Below are 12,711 nucleotides of genomic sequence, written 5' to 3' on the forward strand. Positions count from 1 at the left end.
TTACGCTATCGAAAAACCCCGCTTAGGCGGGGTTTTTTATTGCACACTTTGTTCTTGCTTCAACCGGCCTTCATCCTGAGGAGGCCCGCAGGGCCGTCTCGAAGGATCGAAGGAGCGAAGAAACGAGGGCGTGGGAGACCAGCGTTGCGTTGCCCGTTCCATCTGGACCTCGCCCTTCGAGGTTGCGCTTCGCTCCGCACCTCAGGGTGAGGGGTGTGGCGCTCGATAAGGAGGTCAGAAGAGCGGCGGCAAAGAAGGTGCGCCTGAATATTATTCGCCCCGGGGCCAGGTGTCCGACAGGCGATATCCGCCCGGAAACGGATCACTGGGATCGAGCATCAGCTGCGAAGTGCCTGTCACCCATCCGCGACCGGAAATGATCGGGCTGATGGCGGGTTTGCCGCCAAGCTCGGTCAGCCTGTCCAGCCGGCAGTGAAACTCTGTGCCAAGCACAGATTTGCCGACGAAGCGCTCACCCACTTTCATCTGGCCCTTGGCGTGCAGCACGGCCATGCGTGCCGAGCAGCCGGTGCCTGTCGGCGAACGGTCGAGCTTGGCCGGACGGATCGCCACCGTGTTGACGCCCGTCAGAACATCGCCTTCGCGCGTGACCGGCTCGGTGATCTGGCAAAACGAAATGTGGTTCCAGTCCTTTTCCGGGTGGCGAAAACCGAGCTGCTCATTGGCGGCCTTGGTAATCTTCACGCCGATCTCGGCCAGTTCACGCGCCTGACCCGGCTCGATCTTCATGCCGATCTGCGCGGCCTCGATAAGGACGAAACTGTCGCCGCCATAGGCCGTATCGACGGTGACTGTGCCCAGCCCTTCGACTTCAAGCGGTGCATCCAGCCGGTCGGCGAAAGACGGCACGTTGCGCACGCTGATGCGCTCGGCCTTGCCGTTGCGGCACTCGGCTTCCACCTCAATGAGGCCGCCGGGCGCTTCCAGCACCATGCGCGTCACCGGCTCCTGCATCGGGATAATGCCGCTGTCGAGCAGCACAGTTGAAACGCAGATCGAATTCGAACCGGACATTGGCGGCGTATCGGCAGGCTCCATGATAATGAAGCCCATCTGCGCACGCGGGTCTTTCGGCGGCACCAGCAGATTGATGTGACGGAACACCCCGCCGCGCGGCTCGTTCAGCACGAAATTACGCAGGGTTTCGTCACTGGCGATGAAGCGCGATTGCTCCCACACTGTTTCCCCCGGAGGCGGCGCGACACCGCCGACGATAACATCGCCGACTTCGCCCTCCGCGTGACAGCCGACAATATGGATGACCTTGGTGCTGCGCATGGGGAACCTCGCAAAATACAACAAGTATATTTGTAACTAGGTCCAGCGCCGGGTCAATCATTTATCGGGCGGTAAAGGGCGCTTTCACAGCGACTGTGAAAACTGGTTTCCCGGCGTGTCAGCTCGTTAGAATTTACGTCTCAAGATGTGTTGCTCTTTTAAGCAAGTCTGATATCCATGTGCTGCTAAATTGTGCATATCGATGCGCAGCCCGCTTGGCTCCGGATCAATTTCAGGAACATGCAAAACGTTCCCCATTGAAATTGAGCAACCCGAAAAGCTGGGGCGCCGTTGTTTTTGAAAAGCAACGCGCGGCTCTTAGCCGGCATGGGACGGTCGATGATCGTAACGCGACGCCACTCTCCTCAGATTGACCCGGTCTCTGAGTCTTTGATGTCTCGGCGCGTGGTTTTCAGGTTTTGAATCATCCGGCGGAGTGACGGCTCCCGGGGTGATTCAGGGGAGTGGAATGTGAGCAGTACAACCAATGTGGGCTTTCATGAGCCCCATCAAAACAGCGTGCAGCGTTTGCGCAGGGAACTTTCCGCGGCGCTGAAACTTGGCTGGCCGCTGATCCTGACCAATGTTTCGCAGGCCGCATTGACGGCAACCGACATTATCTTCATCGGGCGTCTGGGCAAGGATACGCTGGCCTCGGCGCTTCTGGCAACGAGCTTCTACCACACGCTGGTCATCTTCTCGATGGGACTTGTTTCGGCTGTCATGCCGATGATCGCCATCGCGCTCGGCAAGAACCGCCATTCGGTGCGCGATGTGCGCCGTACGGTCCGTCAGGGCTTCTGGACGGCGATCATCATCTCGATCCCGATCTGGGTCGTGCTGTGGCATTGCGAGGAGATATTCCTGTTCCTCGGACAGCAGCCGGATATCGCAGCGCGCTCGACCGACTTCATGCACACGCTGCAATGGGCGCTGCTGCCTTATCTCTTCTACATCGTGTTGCGCTCGTTCTTCGCGGCGATGGAAAAGCCCATGTGGACATTGCTGATTGCAGGCGCAGCGATCGGCTTCAACGCGCTGGCCGGATGGACGCTGATCTTCGGTCATTTCGGATTTCCGCGCATGGAACTGCACGGCGCTGGTATTGCAACCACGCTTTCCAGCACCATGATGTTCCTTGGCATGGCGGCGATCACGCTGCGTCATCGCCGTTTCCGCCGCTATCACCTGTTCGGCCGGTTCTGGCGTCCCGACTGGCCGCGCCTGCGCGAGCTGTGGCGCATCGGTTTTCCGATGGCGCTGACCTTCGTGTTCGAAACTTCGATCTTCTATGCCGCTGTCGTCATGATGGGCCGGATTAGCGCGACCGCCATGGCGGCCCATGCGGTGGCGATCCAGATCGCGTCGCTCAGCTTCATGGTGCCGCTCGGTTTCGGGCAGGTGGCGACCGTCCGCGTCGGACGCGCTTATGGTGCGGGCAATCCCAGGGCGGTGGCTTATGCGGGCTGGAGCGCCTATGCGCTGGGTGTTGGCTTCATGATGATCATGGGTCTCCTGATGGTGCTGATCCCGCGCCTGTTCATTGGCGTGTTTCTCGATCTGCATGATCCGGAGAATCTGGCCGTCATGGAACTGGCCGTCAGCTTCCTTGCGCTGGCCGCTCTGTTCCAGACGGTTGACGGCGCACAGGCGGTCGCTGCGGGCATGTTGCGCGGTATGCGTGACACCCGTGTTCCGATGTTTCTGGCGCTGCTTGGCTATTGGGGCGTCGGGCTGCCGCTCGGCGCGCTGCTCGCCTTCAAGTTTGGCATGGGCGGGCAGGGCATCTGGCTTGGCCTTGCTGCCGGTCTTGGCATTGTTGCCGTGATGATGACTTTGCGCTGGCGCAGGCATCTGGCCCATATTTCCAGAACGCTTGCGTAAAACAAAAATGCCGTACGGCCTGAAGGTCGTACGGCATAGTTGCATGCTGCGGATATCATACCGTATCCGCGATTACTTCGTCAGGGCAATAATGCGATCAAGCGCGCTGCCGAAGCCCTTCAGGGAAATCTTAAAGGCAACCGGCTGGCTTGGGCTGAGAGCCGTTGCCGTCACGTTAATATTGGCCCCCGCCTTGATGGCTGCAACCTGCTTCGCATCAAAGCTGATTGGCGTGAGGCAGCCCTGCGGAAGGCAGGTGGAGAATGCCAGGTTCGGCCCAGCTGCATCATCAAACTTGATGGCCGCGCCTTTGGCCATATCAAGGCCGAACGGCATCAGGATGACGCCGTCAACCTTGCCGCCCGCAACATTGCGCAGCTCGACGGTCAAGACACGCTGGCCGGTCTGGGAGCTATTTTGGTCCTGACGGATCGCGCAGACGCTGGTGTCTTTCTGCGTCTGGCAGGAGACGGTCCAGTCCTGATAGGTTTCCTGCAGGGTGCTTGCGCCGCCCGGAAGGGGGGCTGCAAAAGCAGGCGTTGCCAGAAGTGCTGCCAGCGTGCAAGCAAGGCCGAGCGCGCGATGGTTTTTCATAAATATATTTCTCTCTAAAAACGATCTTTTGAAGCCTGTTACCCAAAAGGGGACTTTGAAAATTTATTGAGCACAATTCAGCTGTGCGTTCAACTACATTCCCGTCAAATTATCTTGTTTCTGCGAATAATCGTAAAAGGTTATCGAAGTCTAATATAGTCTTCACTGCAATGTTTGCTTGAAAATAGCGGGGCGGCAGTTGTGACCGACAGGTATCCGGCGCGTTTTGGCCGGATACCCTGTTGAAACGATAGTCTATCGCGTCAGTTTCATATGGCGGTTCACGTCCTTGTACAGCAGATAGCGGAACTTGCCCGGACCGCCCGCATAGCAAGCCTGCGGGCAGAAAGCGCGCAGCCACATGAAGTCACCGGCTTCAACTTCCACCCAGTCCTGATTGAGCCGGTAGACCGCCTTGCCTTCCAGCACATAGAGGCCGTGCTCCATGACATGGGTTTCAGCAAAAGGGATCACGCCGCCCGGCTCAAGGGTAACGATGGTGACATGCATGTCGTGGCGCAGATCGTTCGGATCGACAAAGCGCGTCGTCGCCCAAACGCCATTGGTGTCCGGCATGGGCGAGGGGGCAATGTCGTTTTCATTGAGGAATAGCGGATCCGGCACATCGAGCCCGTCCACATATTCATAGGCCTTGCGGACCCAGTGGAAACGCGCGGTCTTGCTGGCGGTGTTGCGCAGGCTCCAGCCGCTCTTGGGCGGCAGATAGGCATAGCCGCCTTCGGTGAGCGTGTGGGTCTTGCCTGCAATGGTGACGGTCACTTCGCCTTCGACCACGAACAGAACGCCCTCGGCACCGTCATCAAGTTCGGCGCGGTCGCTGCCGCCGCCCGGCTGCACTTCCATGATATATTGCGAGAAAGTCTCGGCAAAACCGGACATCGGACGCGCAATCACCCACAGTCTGGTCTTTTCCCAGAAAGGCAGGAAACTGGTCACGATATCGCTGAACGTGCCTTTCGGAATGACGGCATAGGCTTCCGTGAACATGGCGCGGTCGGTCAGAAGCTGCGTCTGCGGCGGCAATCCGCCGGTCGGTGCGAAATAGGTGCGGGTCATTTTCCTGTTCCTGATCAGTAAAGTGTCTCTGGAAGGATGTCCTTCAGTCGCAAGAGCGCGATGCGCTCGACTTGCGCGCAAGCGGTAGCGAATTCGGTCTCGCGGTCATTGGCGACGCGGCGCTGGAACGTGTCGAGGATTTCCTTCTTGTTGCGCCCCTTCACGGCGATGATGAAGGGAAAGCCGAATTTCTGCGTATAGGCATCGTTCAGTTGAGTGAATGTCTGCTTTTCCGCATCGGTCAGTGCGTCCAGACCAGCACCGGCCTGTTCGGCGGTGGATTCTGCGGTCAGGCGTTTGGCCTGCGCCAGCTTGCCGGCGAGATCCGGGTGGGCATTCAAAACGCCAAGCCGCTCTTCGGGCGAGGCCGCGCGGAAGATTTTCGTCATTGCACCGGCAAGACCGGAGGCCGTGTCCTCGGCGGCGGCGAAACCTGCATCATAGGCGCGCTCGGCGATCCACGGTGAATGCTCGAAAATGCTGCCATAGCGGGTCACGAAATCGGCCTTGCTGGCCTTGGATGGCACCACATCGGCCACTTTCGGCTTGTGATGTTCGTGCCAGTGATTGGCAATGTCGATACGCTTGGCGACCCAGACCTTGTCATGGCTCTGGACATAATCGAGGAAACGTTCAAGTGCTGCTGCGCGACCCGGACGTCCGACGAGACGGCAATGCAGGCCGATGGACAGCATCTTTGGCGCGCCTTCCGCGCCTTCGCGGTAAAGCACGTCGAAGGCGTCTTTCAGATAGGTGTAGAACTGGTCGCCGGAATTGAAACCTTGCGGCGTTGCAAAACGCATATCGTTGGCGTCGAGCGTGTAGGGCACGATCAGATGCGGACCTTTGGGCCCCTTGACCCAATAGGGCAGCTCATCGGCATAGGAATCGGCGGAATAGACAAAGCCGCCTTCTTCCATCACCAGCTTCAGCGTGTTGTCGGACGGCTTGCCTTGATAAATGCCGAGCGGGCGCGAGCCGGTGACTTCGGTGTGCAGGCGCACGGCTTCGCGAATATGCTCGCGTTCCACCTCTTCCGGCACGTCCTTATATTCCCACCAGCGCAGGCCGTGGCTGGCGATTTCCCAATCGGCTTCCTTCATCGCGGCGACGGCTTCGGGATTGCGCGCCATAGCCAGCGTCACGCCATAGACGGTGACGGGCATGTTGCGTCGCGTGAAGGCGCGCCAGAGACGCCAGAAGCCGGAACGCGCGCCATATTCGTAGATGGATTCCATGTTGAGGTTGCGCTGGCCGTTCCAGGCCTGTCCGCCGACGATTTCGGACAACAGGCATTCGGACGCCGCATCGCCGTCGAGAATGCAGTTCTCGGCGCCTTCTTCGTAATTGACCACGAATTGGACGGCTATATTGGCCCCACCGGGCCAGCGCGGATCAGGTGTGTTCCGGCCATAGCCGATCAGATTGCGTGGGTAACTCATGCCATATCCCCTTGATGTCAGCGCCAGCGCGCTCCGAAAACCGTTGGACGGTATGCGGATCACGCTTTGGTTTTGCCCATGATAATAAAGATTTGCGGTGTGAATTCCCCTTCAAAATTTTGAAAGACATCCAATGAGAAAGCTCTTTCTTAATGCCGAATAAGGCGGAATACTTCACGATGGGAACAAAAGCGGGAACGCCGCCGGTCTGCCATATAAATGTGCTTTGATAGCAAAAACGGTACTGGCAAACCGAGTGAAATCAGCGACTTGCAGCGGATCCGTTTCATGAACAAGGTTCATGGGCCGGAGAATCGCGCAAGGGGTCAGGAGTGCAAATGGGTCAGGGACATCACGGCGATGAGGGCAAGACGGGTCGGTTGACGACCCATGTGCTCGATACGGTCAGCGGCAAACCGGCTGCGGGATTGCGTATCGAACTGCGCCGGATCGAGAATCACACGCCACACAGCATCAAGGAAATCCGCACCAATCAGGACGGGCGCAGCGGCGAGCCGCTGCTTGCCAATGGCGACCTGCAACGCGGCTCCTATGAACTCCTGTTTCATGTCGGCGAATATTTCGGCAAGGACGAAGACGGCGTGCCGTTCCTTGACGTCGTGCCGTTGCGCTTTGGTGTTTCCGATGAAAAGGCGCATTATCATGTGCCGCTTCTGGTTTCGCCTTTTTCCTATTCGACCTATCGCGGGAGCTGAGCAGGATGGTTCAGTCTGTGAGAAACAGAATATGTTTTCTTCTCAATGGCGAGCGGGTTGAACTCGACCGGGTTTCGCCAACGGAAACGCTGCTCGATTATTTGCGTCTGGCCTGCAAGCTGCGCGGCACCAAGGAAGGCTGCGCCGAAGGCGATTGCGGCGCTTGCACGGTGCTGGTCGGCAAGATCGTGGGCAGCGAGCTGGTTTATGAAAGCGTCAATGCCTGCATTCGCTTCGTCGGTTCGCTGGATGGCTGCCATGTCGTGACGGTCGAGCATCTGCGCGGGGCCGATGGCGGCCTGCATCCGGTGCAAAAGGCGATGATCGACTTTCACGGCTCGCAATGCGGCTTCTGTACGCCGGGCTTCGTCATGTCGCTTTACGGGCTGTGGATGCGCAATCCCAAGCCCGCCGATCCGGCCATTGAAAAGGCGCTGCAAGGCAATCTCTGCCGCTGCACTGGCTATGAGGCGATCATTCGCGCCGCTCGCGCCATTTCCGATTACGGCAACACGACGGACGATCCGCTGGCAGCAGAACGCGCTCATGTGCTCGAACAGTTGAAATCCATGCGCGACGGTTCGCGGGTCGAAGTGGGCGAGGGCAAGGACCGTCTGGTCGTACCTGCCGATCTCGATGATTTCGCAGCGCTGCTGGCCGATGAGCCGAAGGCGACCGTGGTGGCCGGTTCCACTGATGTGGGCCTCTGGGTCACGAAGATGATGCGTGATATTTCGCCGGTCGTCTTTATCGGCCATCTCACGGAATTGCGGGTCATCTCCGAGGACAACAACGTCGTCACCATTGGCGCGGGCGTGACCTATACGGAAGCGTTCTCTTTCCTCGCCAGGCGCATTCCGCAGCTCAGCGGTCTCATCAACCGCATCGGCGGGGAACAGGTGCGCAATATGGGCACCATCGGCGGCAATATCGCCAATGGTTCGCCGATTGGCGACACGCCGCCGCCGCTGATCGCGCTGAATGCACGTCTGACGCTGCGCAAGGGCGATAGCCGCCGCACCATTCCGCTTGAAGATTTCTTCATCGCCTATGGCAAGCAGGACCGTCAGCCCGGTGAATTCGTCGAGGCGGTGCATGTGCCAATCCCGGCGGAAGGCAACCACTTTGCGATCTACAAAGTGTCCAAGCGTTTCGAGGAAGATATCACCGCAGCGCTGGGAGCATTCCACATGACGCTCGATACGGCAGGCAAGGTCGCTTCCATCCGCATCGCCTATGGCGGCATGGCAGCGACACCGAAACGCGCCTTTGCGGTTGAGGCGGCGCTTTTGGGCCAGCCATGGACCGAAGAAACGGTGGATGCGGCAATCGGTGCCTATGAGCAGGACTATCAGCCGCTCAGCGATATGCGCGCCACGGCGGATTATCGTCTGATGGTCTCGAAGAATTTGTTGCGCCGTTTCTACGCCGAAACGCAAGGTCAAGCCGAACCCTTGCGCGTTCAGCATATCGAAGCGGTTTGAAGGAGGCAGGCATGAATAAACATCCTGCAAGCACGATCAAAGCCGCCGCTATCAAAGGTAGTGTCGCCACCGATCAGAGGCATGATTCCGCGCATAAGCACGTGACGGGTGATGCGGTCTATATCGACGATATTCCGGAACCGGAAGGCACGCTGCATGTCGGTGTCGGCCTTGCGTCGGTCGCCCATGCCAATATCAAGTCTGTCGACCTTTCCGCCGTGCGTGCAGCGCCCGGCGTTGTCGATGTGCTGACCTATAAGGACATTCCCGGCGAAAACGATGTCTCGCCGTCCGGCATGCATGACGATCCGATCTTCGCGGTGGATACGGTACAGTTCCACGGGCAGCCGATCTTTGCCGTCATTGCCCGCACCCGGGATCAGGCCCGCCGCGCCGCGCGTCTGGCCAAGGTTGAATATGAGGAAATGCCGGGCCTGTTTTCCATTGCAGGCCTTGATGGCGCCAAGGACCGTCTTGTCTTCACGCCGCTGACGCTCAATCGCGGCGATGCCCGCAAGGCCATCGATGATGCGCCGCGCAAGGTGAAGGGCCGCATGATGGTTGGCGGTCAGGACCATTTCTATCTCGAAGGGCAGGCTTCGCTGGCTGTTCCCGGCGAAGACGAAGATGTCACCATCTATTGCTCCACGCAGGGACCGAGCGAAACGCAGCATCTGGTCGCCCATGCGCTGGGCGTGCCGAGCCATTCGGTCACGGTTGAAGTGCGCCGCATGGGCGGTGGCTTCGGCGGCAAGGAAACGCAGGCCAATCAATGGGCTGCCATTGCCGCTATCGCTGCCAAGAAGCACAAGCGCGCGGTGAAAATCCGTCTCGACCGCGACGAGGACATGACCGCCACGGGCAAGCGTCATGACTTCATGATTGATTACGAGGTCGGTTTCGACGACGAAGGCAATATTCTGGGCGTCGATTATATGTTCGCGCTCAATGCAGGTTTCTCGGCGGACCTTTCGGGACCAGTCGGGGATCGTGCGCTGTTCCATTGCGACAATGCTTATTTCTTCCCGGCAGTGCATGCGCAATCCGCGCCGCTTTACACCAACACCGTGTCCAACACCGCTTTCCGCGGCTTTGGCGGTCCGCAGGGCATGGTCGGTGCGGAACGCGTCATCGAGGAAGTGGCCTTTGCGGTCGGCAAAGACCCGCTCGACATCCGCAAGCTCAATTTCTACGACGCGATGGGGACGGAAGGCGCGACGCGCAATATCACGCCCTATCACCAGAAGGTGGAAGATTGCATCATCCAGCGCATCGTCGCCGAACTGGAAGAGAGCGCCGATTACGCCGCGCGGCGTGAAGCTATCCGCGCATTCAACGCCAAAAGCCGCACTGTGAAGCGCGGCATGGCGCTGACGACGGTAAAATTCGGCATCTCCTTCACCAAGACCGAGTCCAATCAGGCCGGTGCGCTGGTGCATGTCTATAATGACGGCTCGGTGCATATGAACCACGGCGGCACCGAAATGGGGCAGGGACTCCATCTGAAAGTGGCGCAGGTCGTGGCGGAAGAATTCCAGATCGATCTCGACCGGGTGAAGATTACCGCGACGACAACCGCCAAGGTGCCGAACACCGCACCGACGGCGGCATCGTCGGGCGCAGATCTGAACGGCATGGCGGCGCAGGATGCCGCGCGCCAGATCAAGAAGCGGCTGATCCGTTTTGCAGCCGAGCAGCATCAGGTGCCGGAAGATCAGGTTGTCTTCCTGCCCAACCGCATTCGCGTCGGCAATCAGGAAATCAGCTTCAACGAATTGGTGAAGCAGGCCTATATCGGCCGCGTACAGCTTTCTGCTGCCGGGCATTACAAGACACCGAAAATCCACTGGGATCGCGCCAAGGGCAAAGGCCATGCCTTCTATTACTACGCCTATGGCGCGGCCTGTTCGGAAGTCTCGGTCGATACGCTGACCGGCGAATATGTGGTGGAACGCACCGATATCCTCCACGATACCGGACGGTCGCTCAACCGTGTCATCGATATCGGCCAGATCGAAGGCGGCTTTGTGCAGGGCATGGGCTGGCTCACCACCGAGGAGCTGGTCTGGGACAATAAGGGGCGGCTGCGCACCCATGCGCCGTCCACCTACAAGATTCCGCTGGCGTCCGACCGGCCCAAGATTTTCAATGTGGCGCTGACCGACTGGTCTGAAGCCTATGAACCGACCATTCATCGCTCAAAGGCGGTGGGTGAGCCGCCGCTGCCGCACGGCATGTCGGTGCTTTATGCACTGTCGGATGCGGTGGCGAGCGTTGCCGATCACAAGATCAGCCCGCGTCTCGATGCGCCAGCCACGCCTGAGCGTGTGCTGATGGCGATCGAGCGGCTGCGCACGCAAAAGGGGTAGCACCATGAGCAGCGGCACGCTGGGCAGGCGGGACGATATCCGGGCTTTCCTGAACCGTCGCCACGACAGCGTGCTGGTGGAGGTCACGGATGTGAAGGGTTCTGCGCCACGCGATGCGGGGGCCTGGATGCTCGTCGCCCGCGACATGATCTTCCGCACCATCGGTGGTGGACAGCTCGAATATATGGCTATCGACCATGCCCGGAAAATACTTGCTGGTGGTCGCGATTCACCGATGGATGTGCCTCTGGGGCCGGAGATCGGCCAATGCTGCGGTGGGCGCGTGGCCTTGAATTTCAAACGCGTCAATCGCGGCCTTGCGGATGAACTGGTCAGCAAGGTCGATGCGGAAATCGCCACCCGCCCGCATGTCTATGTCTTCGGTGCAGGCCATGTCGGCGATGCGCTGGCCTATGCGCTTTCGCTGACGCCGGTGCGGGTGGTGCTGGTGGATACGCGCGAGGCCGAGCTGATGGCTGTCGACGCGCCGGGCGTTGAAACCTGTCTCGCGGCGATGCCGGAACAAGTGGTGCGCTCCGCGCCGCCGGGCAGTGCGTTCATCATCCTGACGCATGATCACGCGCTTGATTTTCTGATCGCCGCCGAGGCGCTGCAACGCCGCGATGCGATCTATGTCGGCATGATCGGCTCGAAGACCAAGAAGGCGACTTTCAAAAATTGGTTGAAACGCGAGTTCGGCAGCGATGATCTGTTTGAAGATCTGATCTGCCCGGTCGGCGGCGCGGTCGTGAAGGACAAACGGCCCGAAGTCATCGCAGCCCTTGCGGCGGCCGAAGTGCTGACCGCCGTTTTGACCACAAGCAAGGTCTCGCAGCCTGCCTGATTTGGCAGGCCGGTTTTTTAAGCCAGCGCTTCCCGTATGAGCCGCTGGCAGCGCTCCGTCATGAAATCGATGATCAGACGCACCTTTGGGTCCTGAAAACGCTTGTGCGGATAGATCGCCGCAAGCTGGATCGGTGCCGGCGGCGTGCTTTCGAGAAGCGGTATCAGCCGACCGTCGCGGAGATATTCCTTCACCTCGAACAGCGGCTTGTTGATGATGCCGCGCCCGCCCAGCGCCCATTGCGTCAATACGTCGCCATCATCGGAATCATAAGGCCCGGTGACTTCGAATTTGCGAAGACCTTCCGATGTTTGAAGCGACCAGTAATATTCCTTCGACCCCGGAAAACGCAGCAGCAAACAGTCATGCGTGTCGCCCAGAAGCTCTTCCGGCGATTGCGGAACCCCATGTTTTTCAAGATATTGCGGCGCAGCGCAGATCACGCGCTCACAATTCAGGATGCCGCGCATGCGCAAGTTGGAGTTTTCCAGAACCCCGAGTTTGAAGGCGACATCCACGCTTTCGCTCATAATGTCGATCTCGTGGTCAGATAGTCGCAGGCGCACTTCAATGTCCGGATATTTGTCGTGAAACTCCGGAATGCCCGATGCGATGAGCCTGCGGCCAAGCCCCAAAGGCGCGGTGATGCGAATCGATCCCTTGGGATTTTTCGCAAGTTCCGCGACCGCTGCTTCCGCCTCATCCACCGCTTCGAGGATTTTCAACGCGCCGTCATAGAATATGCGGCCATGCTCGGTCGGGGTCAGCTTGCGCGTGGTACGGTTGAAGAGCCGGACGCCAAGATGCTTCTCCAACTCCTTGATTCGATTACTCGCAACCGCTGGCGAGGCGCGCTGGTCGCGCCCGGCGGCAGAAAGATTTCCCAATTCGACAACGCGCACGAAAACGCGCAGATTATCAAGATAAGACATGCGTCCCCTCCACGATTGTCTAGTTTTTTTTGAAAGTGATGGTCGTGTTGTGACGTTCCCTCGGACGCAA

Annotated in this window: 10 protein-coding genes and 1 pseudogene; 5 read left to right on the forward strand and 6 right to left on the reverse strand. The window is 59.1% G+C overall.

Annotated elements, in window-relative coordinates; translation table 11 throughout:
* Positions 1 to 5 precede the first annotated feature (5 nt).
* Both ACTJKP_RS07200 and ACTJKP_RS07205 read right to left on the reverse strand, forming a co-directional pair.
* Positions 6 to 271, reverse strand: a pseudogene (locus tag ACTJKP_RS07200) (hypothetical protein).
* On the reverse strand, positions 271 to 1,299 hold the full coding sequence (locus ACTJKP_RS07205) for a trans-3-hydroxy-L-proline dehydratase (RefSeq protein WP_440630163.1): 1,029 nt from the start codon (positions 1,297 to 1,299) through the stop codon (positions 271 to 273). The pseudogene ACTJKP_RS07200 and the gene ACTJKP_RS07205 overlap by 1 nt, the downstream one beginning before the upstream one ends.
* A gap of 471 nt (positions 1,300 to 1,770) precedes the next feature.
* On the opposite strand from ACTJKP_RS07205, the gene ACTJKP_RS07210 reads away from it, so the two are divergent.
* A complete protein-coding gene (locus ACTJKP_RS07210; protein ID WP_113533691.1) occupies positions 1,771 to 3,183 on the forward strand; it encodes an MATE family efflux transporter in 1,413 nt (470 codons plus the stop codon).
* Positions 3,184 to 3,255: 72 nt separating this feature from the next.
* Here ACTJKP_RS07210 and ACTJKP_RS07215 read toward each other — a convergent pair whose 3' ends face one another.
* The 3 genes from ACTJKP_RS07215 to puuE all read right to left on the reverse strand — a co-directional run bounded on the left by ACTJKP_RS07215 (position 3,256) and on the right by puuE (position 6,296).
* Positions 3,256 to 3,777, reverse strand: a complete 522-nt coding sequence (locus ACTJKP_RS07215) for an invasion associated locus B family protein (protein ID WP_440630164.1) — start codon at positions 3,775 to 3,777, stop codon at positions 3,256 to 3,258.
* A 255-nt stretch (positions 3,778 to 4,032) separates the two neighbouring features.
* Positions 4,033 to 4,854 (reverse strand): bifunctional allantoicase/(S)-ureidoglycine aminohydrolase, encoded by an 822-nt coding sequence (locus ACTJKP_RS07220; protein ID WP_440630165.1) that lies wholly within the window; start codon positions 4,852 to 4,854, stop codon positions 4,033 to 4,035.
* Positions 4,855 to 4,868: 14 nt separating this feature from the next.
* Positions 4,869 to 6,296, reverse strand: coding sequence for an allantoinase PuuE (puuE, locus tag ACTJKP_RS07225; protein ID WP_440630166.1), 1,428 nt, complete (start codon positions 6,294 to 6,296; stop codon positions 4,869 to 4,871).
* A gap of 338 nt (positions 6,297 to 6,634) precedes the next feature.
* On the opposite strand from puuE, the gene uraH reads away from it, so the two are divergent.
* Genes uraH through xdhC form a run of 4 tightly spaced genes read left to right on the forward strand, consistent with a single transcriptional unit; the run spans position 6,635 to position 11,709 of the window.
* Positions 6,635 to 7,012 (forward strand): hydroxyisourate hydrolase, encoded by a 378-nt coding sequence (gene uraH / locus ACTJKP_RS07230; RefSeq protein WP_078337955.1) that lies wholly within the window; start codon positions 6,635 to 6,637, stop codon positions 7,010 to 7,012.
* A gap of 5 nt (positions 7,013 to 7,017) precedes the next feature.
* Positions 7,018 to 8,496 (forward strand): xanthine dehydrogenase small subunit, encoded by a 1,479-nt coding sequence (gene xdhA, locus ACTJKP_RS07235; RefSeq protein WP_440630167.1) that lies wholly within the window; start codon positions 7,018 to 7,020, stop codon positions 8,494 to 8,496.
* An 11-nt stretch (positions 8,497 to 8,507) separates the two neighbouring features.
* Positions 8,508 to 10,865, forward strand: coding sequence for a xanthine dehydrogenase molybdopterin binding subunit (xdhB, locus tag ACTJKP_RS07240; RefSeq protein WP_440630168.1), 2,358 nt, complete (start codon positions 8,508 to 8,510; stop codon positions 10,863 to 10,865).
* 4 nt (positions 10,866 to 10,869) lie between these two features.
* Positions 10,870 to 11,709 (forward strand): xanthine dehydrogenase accessory protein XdhC, encoded by an 840-nt coding sequence (xdhC, locus tag ACTJKP_RS07245; protein WP_078337958.1) that lies wholly within the window; start codon positions 10,870 to 10,872, stop codon positions 11,707 to 11,709.
* A gap of 17 nt (positions 11,710 to 11,726) precedes the next feature.
* Here xdhC and ACTJKP_RS07250 read toward each other — a convergent pair whose 3' ends face one another.
* A complete protein-coding gene (locus ACTJKP_RS07250) occupies positions 11,727 to 12,641 on the reverse strand; it encodes a LysR family transcriptional regulator (RefSeq protein ID WP_078337959.1) in 915 nt (304 codons plus the stop codon).
* Positions 12,642 to 12,711: the final 70 nt, after the last annotated feature.

The sequence above is a fragment of the Brucella sp. 22210 genome, from assembly GCF_052045675.1.
In the GTDB taxonomy this organism is placed as follows: Bacteria; Pseudomonadota; Alphaproteobacteria; order Rhizobiales; family Rhizobiaceae; genus Brucella.

Coding starts and splice junctions, on each gene's coding strand:
- uraH (WP_078337955.1), top strand. CDS start 6,635: ATGGGTCAGGGACATCACGGCGATGAGGGCAAGACGGGTCGGTTGACG.
- ACTJKP_RS07220 (WP_440630165.1), bottom strand. CDS start 4,854: ATGACCCGCACCTATTTCGCACCGACCGGCGGATTGCCGCCGCAGACG.
- ACTJKP_RS07215 (WP_440630164.1), bottom strand. CDS start 3,777: ATGAAAAACCATCGCGCGCTCGGCCTTGCTTGCACGCTGGCAGCACTT.
- xdhC (WP_078337958.1), top strand. CDS start 10,870: ATGAGCAGCGGCACGCTGGGCAGGCGGGACGATATCCGGGCTTTCCTG.
- ACTJKP_RS07205 (WP_440630163.1), bottom strand. CDS start 1,299: ATGCGCAGCACCAAGGTCATCCATATTGTCGGCTGTCACGCGGAGGGC.
- xdhA (WP_440630167.1), top strand. CDS start 7,018: ATGGTTCAGTCTGTGAGAAACAGAATATGTTTTCTTCTCAATGGCGAG.
- puuE (WP_440630166.1), bottom strand. CDS start 6,296: ATGAGTTACCCACGCAATCTGATCGGCTATGGCCGGAACACACCTGAT.
- xdhB (WP_440630168.1), top strand. CDS start 8,508: ATGAATAAACATCCTGCAAGCACGATCAAAGCCGCCGCTATCAAAGGT.
- ACTJKP_RS07250 (WP_078337959.1), bottom strand. CDS start 12,641: ATGTCTTATCTTGATAATCTGCGCGTTTTCGTGCGCGTTGTCGAATTG.